This window comes from Pseudomonas baetica, from assembly GCF_002813455.1.
GTDB classification, from domain to species: domain Bacteria; phylum Pseudomonadota; class Gammaproteobacteria; order Pseudomonadales; family Pseudomonadaceae; genus Aquipseudomonas; species Aquipseudomonas baetica.
In genome coordinates this window covers 2,559,891-2,575,905 of the sequence record NZ_PHHE01000001.1, presented here as the reverse complement: position 1 = coordinate 2,575,905, position 16,015 = coordinate 2,559,891, and the positions used below count along the sequence as shown (strand labels likewise).

Sequence of the window (16,015 nt, the reverse complement as noted above, 5' to 3'; positions counted from 1 at the left end):
CGCCTCATGCCTGCGCCGACACCCAGGTGCGGACACCCGCAGTGCAGGGCGGTCGGGTTTAAGTACCGGGCGCACAATGGCTGCCGATTGCACGGCGGAGCAGGCCGCGTCGGTGGCCTGCCTTGCCCCGGTTCACGGCGTTTTCCGCGTCTTGGCCGACGACTCAATACTGGTCAAGATGTCTGCGAGCAGTAGACGATACGATTCAACAGGGAGTGAATACATGGAACATGCACCTTGCATCAGCCAGATCGCCACGCTACTGGCCGACCCCAAGCGCAGCGCGATGATGTGGGCGCTGATGGATGGCTCGGCCAGGCAAACCGAAGAGCTGGCGTTGCTGGCAGGGCTGTCGCCGTCGTCGGCCAGTGCACACCTTGGGCGACTGTCCGCTGGCGGTCTGTTGAAAGTCGAAGTCCGTGGTCGCAAACGCTTTTTTCGCCTTTCCGCGCCGGAAGTCGGTGCCGCCATCGAGGCACTGGCCAGTGCCACCATTGCCAGCGCCCCCCGGGAAATCCCGACAGCGTTCAAACGCACGACACCGATTGCCAGACCTCAGGCTGCTCCATCGTCGCTGTTGCGTGCACGCTTCTGCGATGACCACCTCGGCGGTACGCTCGCCGCTGATTTGTACCAGCGACTGCTTGATGCCGGCTGGATCGAACAGTTCGAGCAGCGGGTGGTGGTCACTCACAAGGGCGCCACGCAGTTGGCCAAGCGCGGAGTGTTCATCCAGGCGCTGGCCCATCGCAATGTGCAGGTGGCCTGCGCCTGTCCGGACTGGAGCGAGCGGCGCCCGCACATGGGCGGTTCGCTCGGGGCGGCGTTGCTGCAGTTGTTCATGCAGTCCGGCTGGCTGACCTTGCCCAACGATTCCCGGGCGCTGCAACTGACAGCCACGGGGCAACGGGAAATCCATCGCTTTGCCAAGGAAACCGAGCTGGAAATGGCGCTTTAGAGCGTTCGTGGTCGCCGCCGGGACCGGCGGCGTCGTCTACGACTGTGAGCACGTCGCATCCAGTACGACCTCTGAATCACCATCGCGCACACTCGATCCGGTGAATTTTCGGACGGGGGAATGCGACATGGAAACTCAGCGCTACAGCGCGGCAGAACGACTGGAACGCTTGCCACTGAGCGGTTATCACCGAATCATTTTCATCATCATTGCCCTGGCGTTTTTCTTCGACTCCATGGATCTGGCGATGATGACGTTCCTGCTCGGCTCGATCAAAGCCGAGTTCGGCCTGAGCAGCGCCGAGGCCGGGCTGCTCGCCAGTTCGAGCTTCTTCGGCATGGTGCTGGGGGCGTCGCTGTCCGGCATGCTCGCCGATCGGTTCGGGCGCAAACCGGTGTTTCAATGGAGCATCGTCCTGTGGGGCGTGGCCAGCTATCTGTGCTCGACGGCGCAAACGGTCGAAGCGCTGACGCTGTTCCGCATCCTGCTGGGGATCGGCATGGGTATGGAGTTTCCCATTGCACAGTCGATGCTCTCGGAGCTGATTCCGGCGCAACGGCGCGGCCGCTACATCGCGTTGATGGATGGTTTCTGGCCATTGGGTTTCGTCGCGGCCGGGGTACTTTCGTATTTCCTGCTGCCGCTGATTGGCTGGCGCGACATCTTTCTGGTGTTGGCGGTGCCAGCGGTGTTTGTGCTGGCGATCCGCTTTTTCATTCCCGAGTCACCGCGCTGGCTGGAACAGGCCGGGCGGCATGAAGCAGCGGATAAAGTCCTGAACGGCATTGAAAACCGGGTGCGCGCCTCGCTGGGTGGTGCTGCTTTGCCGGAACCGCTGCGCCTGCCGCGAACGGTGACGCCACCGGGCACGTTTTTCTCGGCGCTCAAGCAGATCTGGTCGCCGCAATACCGTCAGCGCACCACAATGATCTGGAGCCTGTGGTTCTTCGCGCTGCTGGGTTTTTACGGGCTGACCTCGTGGCTCAGTGCATTGCTGCAACAGTCGGGCTTCGCCGTGACCCAGTCGGTTTACTACACCGTGCTGATTTCCCTCGGCGGAATTCCCGGGTTTCTGATGGCCGCATGGCTAGTGGAGCGCTGGGGACGCAAACCGGTGTGCATCGTCACGTTGCTCGGCGGCGGGGTGATGGCGTTTCTCTACGGCCAGAGCGCGGTGTTTGGCGGCAACGTCGCGTTGTTGATCAGCACGGGGCTGCTGATGCAGTTCTTTCTGTTCGGCATGTGGGCGGTGCTCTACACCTACACGCCGGAGCTGTATCCAACCTCGGCCCGTGCGACAGGCTCGGGGTTTGCTTCGGCGATTGGACGGGTGGGTTCGCTGCTCGGGCCATTGGTGACCGGGCTGGTGTTCCCGATTACCGGGCAGGGCGGGGTGTTTGCGCTGGGCGCGCTGTGCTTTGCGATTGCGGCGGGGGTGGTGTGGCTGTTCGGGATGGAGACGCGGGGCAAGACCCTTGAGGAGCTGACTGAAGCAGAGATTGCTGGCTGAACACAGACCCAAATGTGGGAGCGGGCTTGCTCGCGAAAGCGGTGTGTCATCAAACATTTATGTCGACTGACACGACGCCTTCGCGAGCAAGCCCGCTCCCACCGTTGATCACCTGTGTTGTTAAGGTTTCACCAGGCGTGCATCCAGGCTGTTCTGCGCCAGGCGCTTGGCCTGATCCTGGGTCATGCCCAAGTGCTCGTGCAGTGCATGGAAGTTCTCGGTCACGTAACCGCCGAAGTACGCCGGGTCATCGGAGTTCACCGTCACCTTCACGCCACGTTCGAGCATGTCGAGGATGTTGTGCTGGGACATGTGATCGAACACGCAGAGCTTGGTGTTGGACAGTGGGCACACGGTCAGCGGGATTTGCTCGTCGATGATCCGCTGCATCAGGCGCTCGTCTTCGATGGCGCGCACGCCATGGTCGATGCGCTGGATTTTCAGCAGGTCGATGGCTTCCCAGATGTATTCCGGCGGACCTTCTTCACCGGCGTGGGCGACGGTCAGGAAGCCTTCGTGACGGGCACGGTCGAACACGCGCTGGAACTTGCTCGGCGGATGGCCCATCTCGGAACTGTCCAGACCGACAGCGACAAACGCGTCACGGAACGGCAGCGCCTGGTCGAGGGTTTTCTGCGCTTCGTCTTCGCTCAGATGGCGCAGGAAGCTGAGGATCAAACCGCTGGTGATGCCCAGTTGCTGCTCGCCATCTTTCAATGCCGCAGCGATGCCGTTGAGCACCACTTCGAACGGGATGCCACGGTCGGTGTGAGTCTGCGGGTCGAAGAACGGTTCGGTGTGAATCACGTTCTGTTGTTTGCAGCGCAGCAGGTAAGCCCAGGTCAGGTCGTAGAAATCCTGGGAAGTGCGCAGCACGTCGGCGCCCTGGTAATACAGGTCGAGGAATTCCTGCAAATTGTTGAAGGCGTAAGCCTTGCGCAGGGTTTCGACGTCATTCCACGGCAGGGCGATCTTGTTGCGTTCGGCCAGGGCGAACAGCAGCTCGGGCTCCAGCGAGCCTTCCAGATGCAGGTGCAGTTCAGCCTTGGGCAGGGCGTTGAGCCAATCGTACATATTCTTTTCTCATCAGGTGCAATGGCGGCATTCTACAGATGCACGCCGAAACAATTGGCAAAACCTGACCAAGCGATCGATCAAACCGCTTCTTGCTCGCGACGATAGGCGTAGGTATCGGCGAAGCGCGACAGGAGGAATTCGGCGCAAGTGGTGGTCGGATATTTCGCCGGGTGCTGTGCGTCCTGACAGCCGGGCAGGCATTCGATGCGAGTGTCCGGATGCGGTTCGGCGAAGAACGGCATCGAGTAGCGATCCACGCCAAGCGGGCTGATCACCCGGTGCGGTGTCGAGCGATAACGGTCGTTACTCCAGCGCGCCATCATGTCGCCGAGGTTGACCACAAAGGTGCCGTCAATCGGCGGTGCGTCGATCCATTCACCGTTGACGTTTTTCACTTGCAAGCCGCCGGCGCTGTCCTGATAGAGCAGGGTGATACAGCCGTAATCGGTATGCGCGCCGGCGCCTTGCTGTTCGGCGGAGCTGGCGGTGTGGCGTGGCGGGTAGTGGATCATGCGCAGCACGGAGACGGGATCAACGAAGCGGCTGTCGAAGAAGTCGCGCTCAATGTTCAAGGCAATCGTCATGGCGCGCAGCAACGTCTGCGCGAGGGCCTGCATATCGAGGTAGTGCTGTTCCATCAGCGCTTCCCAACCCGGTTGCGCGGGATGGCGGTTCGGTCCGCGCAAGGGTTTTTCCGCCAGCACCTCGGCATGGTTGGCCGGCAGGTGCAGGCCCATGTCGAAGGTTTCCTTGAGGTCGCTGGGTTTACTCGGGTCGAGTTGTTCGGTGGCGATGGCGCCGTAGCCGCGATGGTGACGGGTCTGGGTGATGTCGATCTGGAGTTTTTCGGCGGCGGGCAGGGCGAAAAAACGTTGTGCGTGATCCAGCAAAGCCGCGATGCGCTGCGGCGAAATCGGATGACCCTTGATGTAGAAGAAACCCCACTCGCGGCAGGCGTGGTCGATTTGCGCGGCGACGGCGGGCCAGGCGTTTTCGTTGTCGGTGTAGAGCGGGCTGATGTCGATGATGGGAAGCTGATCCATAGACAATCCTTGACTACGCTGAAGATCCAACTGTGGGAGCGGGCTTGCTCGCGAAGGCTTCGTATCAGTTGAAACATGAGTTGCCTGATACACCGCTTTCGCGAGCAAGCCCGCTCCCACAGGGGTTTTGTGTGATTAGTAAATATTTACTTCGGCATCTCGGCCTTCATGCCTTCCACGTAATAGTTCATCGACGCCAGTTCTGCATTCGTTGCACTCACACCTGCCGGGATTTTCTCCACGCCGGCCTGATCCTTGATCGGCCCGGTAAACGGCTGCAACGCGCCACTCTTGATGTCGGCAATGATCTGTTCGGCCTCGGCTTTCACCGGCGCCGGCACCAGATCGCTGATCGGCAGTTCAACCGTGCCTTCCTTCAGCCCGCCCCAGTAATCCTGCGACTTCCAGGTGTGGTCGATGACGCTTTGCGTCGCCTGAATATAGTGCGGGGCCCAATCATTGACGATCGAAGTCAGCACCGCTTTCGGGCCGAAGTGCGCCATGTCCGAGGCATACCCCACCGCATACACGCCACGGCGTTCGGCCGCTTGAATCGGCGCCGGGCTGTCGGTGTGCTGGAACACCACGTCGACGCCCTGATCGATCAGCGCGTTGGCCGCATCGGCTTCCTTGCCCGGGTCGAACCACGAGTTGACCCACACCACTTTGATCTCGGTGCCGGGGTTGTACTTGTTCAGGGCCAGTTGGATGGCGTTGATGTCGCGGATCACTTCCGGAATCGGGAACGAGGCGACATAGCCGATCTTCTTGGTCTTGGTCATCTTCGCCGCGAGGAAACCACCGACGTAGCGGCCCTCGTAAGTGCGCGCCAGATAGGTGCCGAGGTTCTTGTCCTGCTTGTAACCGGTGGCGTGTTCGAAGGTCACTTTGGGAAATTGCTTGGCAACTTTCAGCGTCGGGTTCATGTAGCCGAAGGACGTGGTGAAGATCAGGTCGTACTTGTCCTTGGCCATGTTGCGGATCACCCGCTCGGCATCGGCGCCTTCGGCGACGTTTTCCACGTAGTTGGTGGTGATCTGTGAGCCGAGCTTCTCCGCCAGCGCCTTGCGCCCCTGTTCATGCTGATACGTCCAGCCGTGGTCGCCGATCGGGCCGATGTAGACGAAACCGACCTTCAGCGGATCGGCAGCGCTGGCGCTCAGGCTGATCCCCAGACCGATGGCGGCGCACAGCAGTTTGTGCAGCGGACGTATTTGCATGAATTGGAGCTCCATTTTGTTGTGTGTGGTCAGGGCCAATGCAAATTGCTGACCAACAGGACAACAAACGTCTCGAAACCGCATAACGGCCTTCGCGAGCAGGGGAATGCATCTCAATGTGGGAGCGGGCTTGCTCGCGAAGAGGCCGGCAGGAACGATAAAAGTGCATGGATGAAACCAGCTGCCATCGGCTGGTGCGCTAATGTGTAACGAAACGTTAGCGCCGCCCCGCAGTCAGTAGCTCATTCGACTCTCTTGGCAAAAAGGCCCGCCATGCTCTCAATCCTCAAGCAAGAAAGCTTTCTGGTGCTGGCCCTGCTCGCCGCACTTGTCGCCTATCCACTGGAACACTGGATGCTGCACAGCGGCCAGATCGTCGCGCTGATCTGCGGCCTGGTGCTGATCGCCTTCATCGTCGCCGCCTCAATGCGCGTCGCCCATCAGGCCGAACTGCTCGCGGAAAAAGTTGGCGACCCCTACGGCACGATGATCCTCACTCTGGCCGCCGTGTTGGTGGAAGTGGTGATTCTGGCGATCATGATGAGCAACGAAGCCTCGGCCACTTTGGTGCGCGACACGATCTATTCGGCGGTGATGCTCGACATCAACGGCATCCTCGGCCTCGCCGCGCTGATGGGCGGCATCAAGCATGGCGAGCAGTCCTACAACGACGATTCGGCGCGCAGTTACAGCGTGATGATCCTCACCGCCATGGGCGTGTCGATGGTGGTGCCGGAGTTCATTCCCGAGGCCAACTGGAAGATTTACTCGGCGTTCACCATCGGCGCGATGGTGGTGCTGTATGCCTTGTTCCTGCGCATGCAGGTCGGCCCGCACAGCTACTTTTTCAGTTACAGCTACCCGGACAAACGCCGCAAGAAAGAGCCGGCGGAACAGGAACCGAAACCGGTCAGCCTGGCGCTGTCGATCGGTATTCTGGTCGCAGGTGTGGTGGTGATCGGCGCACTGGCCGAGGTGATGTCCAAGACCCTCGATCTGGGCCTGGAAGGTACGGGCGCACCGCCGGTGATCACGGCGATTCTGGTGGCGGCCATTTCGGCGGCGCCGGAGATTCTCACAGCCTTGCGCGCGGCACTGGCCAATCGCATGCAGTCGGTGGTCAACATCGCGATGGGCGCGTCACTGTCGACGGTGATCCTGACCGTACCGGTGATGGAGGCGATGGCGCTGTATACCGGCCAGCCGTTTCAGATGGCGATGACGCCGGTGCAGACGGTGATGATTTTCCTGACACTGATCGTCAGCGCGATCAACCTCAATGACGGCGAGACCAATGCCATCGAGGGCATGACGCACTTTGTGTTGTTTGCGACGTTTATCATGCTGTCCCTGCTCGGCCTTTGATGATTGATCGTTCCCACGCTCCGCGTGGGAATGCCGCCATGGACGCTCTGCGTCCGCTGCTGGGACGCGGAGCGTCCCGAGATGCATTCCCACGCAGAGCGTGGGAACGATCAGGCAGTTTTTAACGGTGTTGTATCAGGTACCAGCGATCAACTGACGCGCCGCCTGGCTGTGATCGGCAATCAGGCCTTTGAGATCCAGCCCTTCGACCTGACCATCCACCACACGCCACTTGCCGCCAATCATCACCCGATCCGCCCGATCCGCACCACACAACAGCAACGCCGAAATCGGATCATGGCTGCCGGAGAAGCGCAGTTCATCAAGCTTGAACAACGCCAGGTCCGCCTGCTTGCCCACCGCCAGTTCGCCGATGTCAGTGCGACCCAACAGGCTCGCCGAACCCTTGGTGGCCCAGCCCAAAACACGCTCCGGGGTGATCTTCTCGGCGCCATAGCGCAGGCGCTGGATGTACAACGCCTGACGCGCTTCCAGAATCATGTTCGACGCATCGTTGGACGCCGAACCGTCGACGCCCAGACCAAACAGCGCGCCAGCGTCGGTCAGATCGATACTCGGGCAAATGCCGGAGGCCAGACGCATGTTCGAACTCGGGCAGTGGCAGATACCGGTGCCGGCCTGGCCGAGGCGGGCGATTTCGTCCGGGTTGAAGTGGATGCCGTGGGCCAGCCAGGTGCGCGGGCCAAGCCAGCCGACGCTGTCCAGATAGTCGACGGTGCGCAGGCCGAAACGTTGCAGGCAGAAGTCTTCTTCATCGAGGGTTTCAGCCAAGTGCGTGTGCAGGCGCACGTCGAGCTTGTTCGCCAGTTCGGCGCTGGCCGACATGATTTCCGGGGTCACCGAGAACGGTGAGCACGGCGCCAGAGCGATCTGGATCTGCGCGCCGTCGCCACGCTCGTGGTACTCGTGAATCAGGCGCTGACTGTCGTCGAGAATCACCTGACCTTCCTGCACGGTCTGTTGCGGCGGCAGGCCGCCGTCCTTCTCGCCGAGGCTCATCGAACCACGGGTGAGCATGGCGCGCATGCCCAGTTCACGCACGGTGTCGACTTGCACGTCGATGGCGTTTTCCAGACCGTCCGGGAACAGGTAGTGGTGGTCGGCGGCGGTGGTGCAACCCGACAGCAGCAATTCAGCCAAAGCCACTTTGGTCGCGAGGGCGAGTTTTTCCGGGGTCAGGCGCGCCCACACCGGGTACAGGGTTTTCAGCCACGGGAACAACGGCTGATTGACCACTGGCGCCCAGGCGCGAGTCAGGGTTTGGTAAAAGTGGTGATGGGTGTTGATCAGGCCTGGCAGGATCACATGCTCGCGGGCATCGAACACTTCATTGCACGGCGCCGACGGTTGCTGACCGGCAGCGAGGACTTCGACGATCACACCGTCTTGCAGCACCAGACCGCCACGGGCATCGAGCGCGTTGGCCGTAAAAATGGCGAGGGGGTTTTTTAACCAGGTACGGATGGCAGGCATTGTGGCCGGCTCCTCTGAAAATGGGGTTCAGGGTTGCCAGCTCAGTGTTGCCCTGTCTGCTGATCCAGGGTCGCCGCGAAGGACGAGGTGCGGAGTTTCAAACAAAACCGCTTTATGGGCAACCCCCACCCGACCGGACACCAGCATCCCCTGTGGGAGCGAGCCTGCTCGCGAAGGCGTCATATCAGTCGATACTTGAGTTGCCTGACACACGGTATTCGCGAGCAGGCTCGCTCCCACATTGGGATCTTCAGGGTTTACCAGGGAATGGTTTCACCCTTGTAATTCACAAAATGATGCCCGCCCTTGCCGGTATATGCATTCACCTGATCAACCAACCCGCGGGTGCTGGTATCGACATCGATGTCGGCACCATCGCCGCCCATGTCGGTCTTCACCCAACCCGGATGCAGCGACAGCACCGTGAGTTTCTGCTCGCCCAATTGCGTCACGAAGCTGTTGGTCATCGAGTTCAGCGCAGCCTTGCTCGCTTTATAGAGCGCCAGTTCTGGTGCATCCGGCATGGTCACGCTACCGAGCACCGAACTCATGAACGCCAGCACACCGCTGCCATCGCGGATCTGCCCGACAAAACGCTGGGCCAGGTTGATCGGTGCCACGGCATTGGTAAAAAACAATTGGCCGACTTCGGCCAGCGTCGCGCCACCCGGGGTTTGCACATCCGGGCCTTTGACCCCGGCGTTGACGAACAGCAAATCGAAGGTTTCACCCTTGAGTTGCTGACTCAGGGCGATCACCGCTTGCTGATCGTCCATGTCGAGCTTCTCGATGCGCACCGTGCCCAGCGCTTGCAGCGCCTCGGCTTTTTGCGGATTGCGCACGGTGGCCGTCACTTGCCAGCCATCGGCCAGCAGGGTTTTCACCAGCCCGAGGCCCAAGCCACGGGAGGCACCGATGATCAGTGCGTTTTTTGCCTGGGACATGATGGGTTCCTTGAAAAGTTAACGTTCAGGATTCAATGGACACGCCTGGCCGAGCCGGAGTTGCAACTCATGCCTTAGTGCATCCAGTTCACTCATGCGGGTTTCAATCAGTTGCAGTTTGTCGCGCAACAGTTGCGCCACGGCGTTTTCCGGATCAGGCGCGTTCCACAACGCGGCCACGCTGTTGCCGATTTCGCCGAGGGTAAAGCCCAGCCGTTGCGCAGTCTTGATATAGAGCACCAGTTGCACCATCTCCGGCGGATAGTCGCGATAACCATTGGCACTGCGTTGCGCCGCGATCAATCCGCGCTGCTCGTAGAACCGCAACGTGTCACGGCTGACGGCGCTGGCCACGGCTAATTCACCGATGCGCATGGTGCTGCTCTCAATAGGGCTTGACCCTGGAGCATACTCCAGGCTTTACCGTGGTTGCTCCTCAAATTTCTGGAGCAAGGTCGATGTGGACTTCAACGCAATATCGCAACGTGGTGCGCGGCAGTGCCTGGTATGACTTGATCGTCACGGCGGCGTTTGCCACGCCGTGGAGTTTTGCTGTTGTACATGGGCTGTTAACCGCGCTGGATGTTCCCGGCGAACTGCCGGCATTCCAACCTGTGCATATGTTGATGGCGAATCTGTTGGGTTCGGTGGTTTGTGTGTGGGCGGTGCTGCGGATTCGTGATCCGCAGCGGGTTTATGGACGGTATGACGCGGTGGCGCGGTTTCTGTTTGCGGTTTGGCAGGGCTATGCCTTGCTGCAGGGCGCCAGTTCGATTTTGATTGTTTTTCTGGTCTTCGAACTGGCGTGGGGCATTGCTCAGGTGCTGCCTGTCAGGACGCTTTCGCGAGCAGGCTCGCTCCCACAGGGGAATGCGGTTTACTGTGGGAGCGAGCCTGCTCGCGAAGAGGCCCGCTCAGAAAACAATTAATGCCCTGCCTGCCACGGCTGCCCCAGCGACACCGGTGCATACAACCGTGTCCTCACCGCATCGCGCGACAACAACACCAGCACCACAATCGTCGCCACATACGGCAGCATCGCCAGCAAACTCGACGGAATCGCCAGCCCCAATCCCTGCGCCACCAGATGCAGGATGCTGGCGAGCCCGAACAGATACGCCCCAAGCAACAACCGCCACACGCGCCAACTGGCAAACACCACCAGCGCCAGCGCAATCCAGCCGCGCCCGGCGGTCATGTTCTCGGCCCACATCGGCGTGTACGCCAACGACAGATAAGCCCCGGCCAATCCCGCCATCGCCCCGCCAAACAGCACCGCCAGCGTGCGCACGGTCAACACCGGCAAACCCATCGCACTGGCCGCATCGGGGTTTTCACCGACCGCCTGAATGATCAACCCAACACGGCTTTTGATGATCACCCACGCCACCAGCGCAAACAGCGCGAACGACAGATAAACCAGCAGATCCTGGGCAAACAGCATCCGCCCGATCAGCGGGATTTCACTCAAATACGGAATCGCCAATGGCTCAAAACCCGCCAGTGGTTTACCCACCCACGCGGCGCCAACAAACGTCGACAACCCCACGCCAAAAATCGTCAGCGCCAGACCGGTCGCCACCTGATTGGCGTTGAACACCAGCGCCACCAAGGCAAACAGCGACGACAACAGCATCCCCGCGAGCATTGCCAGCAGCACGCCGAGCCACAGGTTGCCGCTGTTCAGTGCGACGATAAAACCGATCACCGCGCCGAACAGCATCATCCCTTCCTGCCCGAGGTTGAGCACGCCGCTCTTCTCGCAGATCAGTTCACCCAGCGCCACCAACAACAGCGGCGTACCGCACCGCACCATGGCGTAAAAAATATTGCTCAGCAGATCGATATCCATCACAGCGCTCCGGCGGTTACGACGGTGGTCGAGGCGCGCCGTGTCCAGCGCAGTTTCAGCCGTGGCCGATAGAGAATCAGCACGTCACAGGCCAGCAGGAAAAACAGCATCATTCCCTGGAACAGTTGGGTAATCGCTTGCGGCAGATTCAGGCTCATTTGCGCGCTCTCGCCACCGATGTACAGCAGTGCCATCAACAGACTGGAGAACAGAATCCCGATCGGATTGAGCCGCCCGAGAAACGCCACGGTAATTGCCGCATAGCCATACCCCGGCGAAACCTGTGGCACCAATTGACCGATCGGCCCGGTGACTTCGCAGACTCCGGCGAGCCCCGCCAAACCACCGCTGATCAACAGCGCCAGCCAGATTAAACGCTTCTCGCGAAAGCCGACAAACCCCGCCGCACGCTTGTCCAGCCCGAGCACTTTGATCTGGAACCCGACAAAGCTTTTGTGCAGCAACACCCACACCGCAACCAGTGCGAGCAGGGCGAAATACACCCCGGCATGCACGCGGCCATCCTCCAGTAACAGCGGCAAACGGCTGGCGTCGCCAAACATCGCCGACTCGGGAAAGTTGAACCCCGCCGGGTCCTTCAACGGTCCGTGCACGCAGAACAACAGCAGGTTCAGCGCGATGTAATTGAGCATGATGCTGGTGAGGATTTCGTTGGCGTTGAAGCGCGTGCGCAACCACGCCGTCAACCCGGCCCACGCGGCGCCGGCCAGGGTACCGGTGAGCAGAATCAGCACCAGTGCCCAACGGCTTTGCATGTCGATGATATTCACCGCCAAGGCACTGCCGGCCAATGCGCCGAGCAGCAATTGACCTTCGGCGCCGATGTTCCAGATCCGCGCCTGATACGCCACTGCCAGCCCCAGCGCGCAGAGCAGAATCGGCAGGGCTTTGACCAGTAACTCAGACACGCCATACAAGTCACTGACCGGCGCGATCAGCAAGGTGTGCAAGGTTTGCAGCGGATCATGGCCGAGGGCGATAAACAGTAGTGAGCCGCAACCGAGGGTCAGCGCCGCCGCCAGTAACGGCGAGCACCAGAGCATCAGGCGCGATTGCTGGCCACGGGGTTCGAGGGAAAGCAGCATGTTGAAAACTCCGTTAAACCGTGGCGTGTTGTTGAGGGGCATCGAACTGGCCGGCCATCCAGCCGCCGACATCGCTCAGCAGGGTGTCCGCCGTGTTGTGCAAAGCGGACAGCTTCCCGCCGCACAACGCGCCGAGGCGATCGCTGATCTGGAACAGTTCGTCGAGGTCTTCGGATATCACCAGAATCGCCGCGCCGGCATCGCGTAACGCGATCAACGCGCGGTGGATGGTGGCGGCAGCACCGACGTCCACGCCCCAGGTCGGATGCGCGGCGATCAGTAGTTTCGGTTGCTGGAGGATTTCCCGGCCGAGGATGAATTTCTGCAAATTGCCGCCGGACAGACTGCGCGCGGCGGTTTGCGTGTCCGGGGTTTTCACGCCGAAGCGTTGAATGATTTGTTGCGCGAGGGCTTCGACCTTGCCGCGCTGGATCAGCCCGTTACTGACCAATCCTTGTTGGAAGGCCGTGAGCAGGGCGTTGTCCGCCAGACTCAACTCCGGCACCGCGCCATGGCCGAGGCGTTCAGCGGGGACGAATGCCAGACCGAGTTTGCGCCTTGCATCAGGGCGCAAATCAGCGACAGATTGTTCACCGAAGCGAATCGTCGCCGCCTCGGCGCGCGGCAGGGTTTGTTCGCCGCTGAGCAGGGCGAGCAACTCATCCTGACCATTGCCCGCGACCCCGGCGATGCCGACGATTTCACCGCTACGCACCTGCAAATCGATGTCGCTCAGTGAGCAGCCGAATGGATCGGGGTTATGCCAGCTCAAACCACGGACCTGCAAAAACGCCGCGCCGCCGCTGACCTTTGGATAGTCACCGATCAACGCCGCCGCTTCGCCGACCATCAATTGCGCCAGTTGTTGATCCGAGCATTCGGCCGGCACACAATGCCCGGCCACACGCCCACCGCGCAAAACCGTGGCGCTGTGGCACAACGCGCGCACTTCACCGAGTTTGTGGCTAATAAACAGAATGCTGCAGCCCTCGGCGGCGAGCCGACGCAAAGTGATGAACAGTTCGTCGGCCTCTTGCGGCGTCAGCACCGAGGTCGGTTCGTCAAGGATCAACAGGCGAATGTCCTGCATCAGGCAGCGAATGATCTCCACCCGTTGCCGTTCGCCAATCGACAGGCTGTGGACAAGTCGTTCCGGTTGCAGCGCCATGCCGTAACGACGCGAGACTTCGCGAATCTTCGGTTCAAGCTGTTTCGGCGTGCCTGCCTTGGCCCCCATGGCCAGGGCAATGTTCTGCGCCACGCTGAGGGTTTCGAACAGCGAGAAATGCTGGAACACCATGCCGATCCCCAACTGCCGTGCCTGCGCCGGGTTGCGGATATTCACTCGCTGCCCTTGCCAGAGCATCTCGCCCGAATCGGCTTGGGTGACGCCGTAGATGATCTTCATCAACGTACTTTTGCCCGCGCCGTTTTCACCGAGCAGCGCGTGGATTTCCCCCGGCGCGATGTTCAGGTCGATGGCGTCGTTGGCCAGGCAACCGGGATAGCGTTTGCTGATTTGGCGCAGGTGCAGGCGCGGGGTTGGCGGAGCGATGGGCATGACAGGCTCGACTGGCTTGGAGTTGTGCCTGTGGATAAAGCAATTTCCTGGCCATTGAGTCAGGAACTCTCGCAACGGCTGTGCCAGCGCACCGGTTACAGAGCATCCCGACCCCAATCGTGTTGTTGACCGGCACCAATTGAGAGCAAGGCCGTTGATCAGGCTCCAGTTTTGCCCTTGGGCAACTGATCAAAAAACGAGCAAACGCGTGGGGCCTATGCAGAATCTGCGACTGCGCCAGCCATGAACGGGTTATCCACAGGTTGTTCCACAGTTATTGTGCGCAAGCTGTAAACCCGGGCATAAGCACCAGGATGCTTTCTTCTAATAGTGCTAAACCGCGCTAACTGATTGTTTCTCTTTGAAAATTACAGTTCGTCGGGGGGATTGAACGAAAAGTGAGCAAAACTCGCAAAGCCACGTGACAGAAGGGTTACAGCAGAATGTACTCAGGTTATCCACAGTCGGGTGCACAGCAGATGTGGGCAAGTGCGGGGAATAACGGAAAAGGGTGATGCCCTAAAAGATCGCAGCCTTCGGCAGCTCCTACAGGGGAACGCATTTCAAGTGTAGGAGCTGCGGAACGCTCGGGCCGCGATCGGACGATCTTTTGATCTTTTATCGTTGAAGCAAAATCCGCCCACGACTCAAATCGGCTAGCTGCGTTTGCAAGACCTCGATCTGCGCTTCCCCGACAGCCAACTTCAACTCAACGCCGTTTGCCGTGAAGTTTTCTTCGACAACCAATCCACCCAAGTCCGCAACCCGCAACTTCACCAGCGCCAACTCGGCAAAGCCACAGGCGCAGCGGAGCGGCACGCGGCTGATCAACTCGACCTTCGCCGCTGTTTGCAGGCACTTGTTCGTGCCACCGCCATAAGCCCGGGCCAAACCGCCAGTGCCGAGTTGAATGCCGCCGTACCAACGGATCACCAACACCGCGACCTGATCGCAATCCTGCGCTTCAATCGCCGCCAGAATCGGTCGCCCGGCCGTGCCGCCCGGCTCGCCGTCGTCATTGCTGCGGTATTGATCGCCGAGTTTCCACGCCCAGCAGTTGTGCGAGGCGTTCAAGTCGCTGTGCTGTTCGAAGAACGCCTGCGCCTCGGCGGGGCTGCCGATCGGCGCGGCGAAGGTGATGAAGCGGCTTTTGCGAATCTCTTCGCGGTACTCGCAAAGACCGCTGAGGGTGAAAGGCATAGACGTCTTATATAGAAGGAGTGAGGCCGCAGCCTTTGAGAATGATGCGGATCAGGTTGTTGCCGGCGTCTTCCATGTCTTGTTTGGTCAACTTGGTCCGACCACTGACTCGGCAGATCTGCGTGGCGAAGTCGGCGTAATGCTGGGTGCTGCCCCATAGCAGGAAGATCAAGTGCACCGGATCGACAGGGTCCATTTTGCCCGCATCGATCCACGCCTGGAACACCGCCGCCCGACCGGTGAACCAGGCGCGGTAATCCTGGTTGAAATACTCGGTCAGGCATTCGCCACCGCTGATCACTTCCATCGCGAAGATGCGCGAGGCTTGTGGCTGGCGTCGGGAGAATTCCATCTTGGCGCGGATATAACGGGTCAGCGCTTCGGCCGGATCGTCCTCGGCCGTGAGGGTGTTGAAGGTGCTGTCCCACAACTCGATGATGTTGCTCAGCACCGCCACGTACAACCCAAGCTTGTTGGTGAAGTAGTAATGCAGGTTCGCCTTGGGCAACCCGGCATTCAGGGCGATGGTGTTCATGCTGGTGCCTTTGTACCCGTGACGGGCGAACTCGTCTTCGGCGGCTTTGAGAATGGTCTCTTCGTTCTTTTGACGAATGCGGCTGGCGGGCTTGCCGCCGTGAGCGGGGACTTCAAAGGTCATAGGCACTTCCGGGTTTTGTCTGTGGGT

The 16,015-nt window shown here is 60.4% G+C and carries 15 protein-coding genes; 4 read left to right on the top strand and 11 right to left on the bottom strand.

The genetic code is table 11. From position 1 onward, the window contains the following. Window positions 1-223: 223 nt before the first annotated feature. Together ATI02_RS11750 and ATI02_RS11745 are read left to right on the top strand one after the other, a co-directional pair. Complete coding sequence (locus tag ATI02_RS11750; RefSeq protein ID WP_095188156.1) at window positions 224-958, top strand: ArsR/SmtB family transcription factor; 735 nt, start codon at window positions 224-226, stop codon at window positions 956-958. Between the two features lie 127 nt (window positions 959-1,085). Continuing rightward, window positions 1,086-2,468 carry an MFS transporter gene (locus ATI02_RS11745; RefSeq protein WP_095188154.1) on the top strand — a complete coding sequence of 461 codons (1,383 nt, stop codon included), beginning with the start codon at window positions 1,086-1,088 and terminating at the stop codon, window positions 2,466-2,468. A 120-nt stretch (window positions 2,469-2,588) separates the two neighbouring features. Here the strand turns inward: ATI02_RS11745 and ATI02_RS11740 are convergent, their stop codons facing one another. From ATI02_RS11740 to ATI02_RS11730, 3 genes are all read right to left on the bottom strand, one after another. Continuing rightward, window positions 2,589-3,542 carry an adenosine deaminase gene (locus ATI02_RS11740; protein WP_100846348.1) on the bottom strand — a complete coding sequence of 318 codons (954 nt, stop codon included), beginning with the start codon at window positions 3,540-3,542 and terminating at the stop codon, window positions 2,589-2,591. 80 nt (window positions 3,543-3,622) lie between these two features. Beyond that, a complete protein-coding gene (locus ATI02_RS11735) occupies window positions 3,623-4,588 on the bottom strand; it encodes a 2-oxoglutarate and iron-dependent oxygenase domain-containing protein (RefSeq protein WP_100846347.1) in 966 nt (321 codons plus the stop codon). Between the two features lie 146 nt (window positions 4,589-4,734). Beyond that, on the bottom strand, window positions 4,735-5,808 hold the full coding sequence (locus ATI02_RS11730) for a BMP family ABC transporter substrate-binding protein (protein WP_095188148.1): 1,074 nt from the start codon (window positions 5,806-5,808) through the stop codon (window positions 4,735-4,737). Window positions 5,809-6,081: 273 nt separating this feature from the next. Between ATI02_RS11730 and ATI02_RS11725 the strand changes: the two genes are divergently transcribed. Further along, window positions 6,082-7,173, top strand: a complete 1,092-nt coding sequence (locus ATI02_RS11725; protein ID WP_100846346.1) for a calcium:cation antiporter — start codon at window positions 6,082-6,084, stop codon at window positions 7,171-7,173. A 135-nt stretch (window positions 7,174-7,308) separates the two neighbouring features. On the opposite strand, the gene ATI02_RS11720 is transcribed toward ATI02_RS11725, so the two are convergent. The 3 genes from ATI02_RS11720 to ATI02_RS11705 form a co-directional block, all read right to left on the bottom strand. After that, a complete protein-coding gene (locus tag ATI02_RS11720) occupies window positions 7,309-8,667 on the bottom strand; it encodes an 8-oxoguanine deaminase (protein ID WP_100846345.1) in 1,359 nt (452 codons plus the stop codon). 257 nt (window positions 8,668-8,924) lie between these two features. Continuing rightward, complete coding sequence (locus tag ATI02_RS11710) at window positions 8,925-9,611, bottom strand: SDR family oxidoreductase (RefSeq protein WP_100846343.1); 687 nt, start codon at window positions 9,609-9,611, stop codon at window positions 8,925-8,927. Window positions 9,612-9,629: 18 nt separating this feature from the next. Further along, window positions 9,630-9,986: a MerR family transcriptional regulator gene (locus ATI02_RS11705; protein WP_095188141.1), complete on the bottom strand. Its 357-nt coding sequence runs from the start codon at window positions 9,984-9,986 to the stop codon at window positions 9,630-9,632. Window positions 9,987-10,069: 83 nt separating this feature from the next. Here ATI02_RS11705 and ATI02_RS11700 point away from each other — a divergent pair, with 83 nt between their 5' ends. Continuing rightward, on the top strand, window positions 10,070-10,540 hold the full coding sequence (locus ATI02_RS11700) for a hypothetical protein (protein ID WP_095188139.1): 471 nt from the start codon (window positions 10,070-10,072) through the stop codon (window positions 10,538-10,540). Here ATI02_RS11700 and ATI02_RS11695 read toward each other — a convergent pair. The 5 genes from ATI02_RS11695 to ATI02_RS11675 form a co-directional block, all read right to left on the bottom strand. After that, window positions 10,537-11,463: an ABC transporter permease gene (locus ATI02_RS11695; RefSeq protein WP_003221385.1), complete on the bottom strand. Its 927-nt coding sequence runs from the start codon at window positions 11,461-11,463 to the stop codon at window positions 10,537-10,539. The genes ATI02_RS11700 and ATI02_RS11695 overlap by 4 nt on opposite strands. Further along, entirely contained in the window at window positions 11,463-12,569 is a 1,107-nt protein-coding gene (locus ATI02_RS11690) for an ABC transporter permease (RefSeq protein ID WP_095188137.1), read from the bottom strand. The genes ATI02_RS11695 and ATI02_RS11690 overlap by 1 nt, the downstream gene beginning before the upstream one ends. A gap of 13 nt (window positions 12,570-12,582) precedes the next feature. After that, on the bottom strand, window positions 12,583-14,130 hold the full coding sequence (locus ATI02_RS11685; protein WP_100846342.1) for an ABC transporter ATP-binding protein: 1,548 nt from the start codon (window positions 14,128-14,130) through the stop codon (window positions 12,583-12,585). A gap of 618 nt (window positions 14,131-14,748) precedes the next feature. Beyond that, window positions 14,749-15,330 carry an IMPACT family protein gene (locus tag ATI02_RS11680; RefSeq protein ID WP_100846341.1) on the bottom strand — a complete coding sequence of 194 codons (582 nt, stop codon included), beginning with the start codon at window positions 15,328-15,330 and terminating at the stop codon, window positions 14,749-14,751. Window positions 15,331-15,337: 7 nt separating this feature from the next. Then, window positions 15,338-15,988 carry a TetR/AcrR family transcriptional regulator gene (locus tag ATI02_RS11675; protein WP_095188131.1) on the bottom strand — a complete coding sequence of 217 codons (651 nt, stop codon included), beginning with the start codon at window positions 15,986-15,988 and terminating at the stop codon, window positions 15,338-15,340. Between the last annotated feature and the right edge of the window lie 27 nt (window positions 15,989-16,015).

Excerpts from the sequence above, each read along its gene's own strand:
- ATI02_RS11675 (WP_095188131.1), bottom strand. The coding sequence starts at position 15,988 with ATGACCTTTGAAGTCCCCGCTCACGGCGGCAAGCCCGCCAGCCGCATT.
- ATI02_RS11710 (WP_100846343.1), bottom strand. The coding sequence starts at position 9,611 with ATGTCCCAGGCAAAAAACGCACTGATCATCGGTGCCTCCCGTGGCTTG.
- ATI02_RS11740 (WP_100846348.1), bottom strand. The coding sequence starts at position 3,542 with ATGTACGATTGGCTCAACGCCCTGCCCAAGGCTGAACTGCACCTGCAT.
- ATI02_RS11690 (WP_095188137.1), bottom strand. The coding sequence starts at position 12,569 with ATGCTGCTTTCCCTCGAACCCCGTGGCCAGCAATCGCGCCTGATGCTC.
- ATI02_RS11685 (WP_100846342.1), bottom strand. The coding sequence starts at position 14,130 with ATGCCCATCGCTCCGCCAACCCCGCGCCTGCACCTGCGCCAAATCAGC.
- ATI02_RS11705 (WP_095188141.1), bottom strand. The coding sequence starts at position 9,986 with ATGCGCATCGGTGAATTAGCCGTGGCCAGCGCCGTCAGCCGTGACACG.
- ATI02_RS11730 (WP_095188148.1), bottom strand. The coding sequence starts at position 5,808 with ATGCAAATACGTCCGCTGCACAAACTGCTGTGCGCCGCCATCGGTCTG.
- ATI02_RS11700 (WP_095188139.1), top strand. The coding sequence starts at position 10,070 with ATGTGGACTTCAACGCAATATCGCAACGTGGTGCGCGGCAGTGCCTGG.
- ATI02_RS11725 (WP_100846346.1), top strand. The coding sequence starts at position 6,082 with ATGCTCTCAATCCTCAAGCAAGAAAGCTTTCTGGTGCTGGCCCTGCTC.
- ATI02_RS11745 (WP_095188154.1), top strand. The coding sequence starts at position 1,086 with ATGGAAACTCAGCGCTACAGCGCGGCAGAACGACTGGAACGCTTGCCA.
- ATI02_RS11735 (WP_100846347.1), bottom strand. The coding sequence starts at position 4,588 with ATGGATCAGCTTCCCATCATCGACATCAGCCCGCTCTACACCGACAAC.
- ATI02_RS11695 (WP_003221385.1), bottom strand. The coding sequence starts at position 11,463 with ATGGATATCGATCTGCTGAGCAATATTTTTTACGCCATGGTGCGGTGC.
- ATI02_RS11720 (WP_100846345.1), bottom strand. The coding sequence starts at position 8,667 with ATGCCTGCCATCCGTACCTGGTTAAAAAACCCCCTCGCCATTTTTACG.
- ATI02_RS11750 (WP_095188156.1), top strand. The coding sequence starts at position 224 with ATGGAACATGCACCTTGCATCAGCCAGATCGCCACGCTACTGGCCGAC.
- ATI02_RS11680 (WP_100846341.1), bottom strand. The coding sequence starts at position 15,330 with ATGCCTTTCACCCTCAGCGGTCTTTGCGAGTACCGCGAAGAGATTCGC.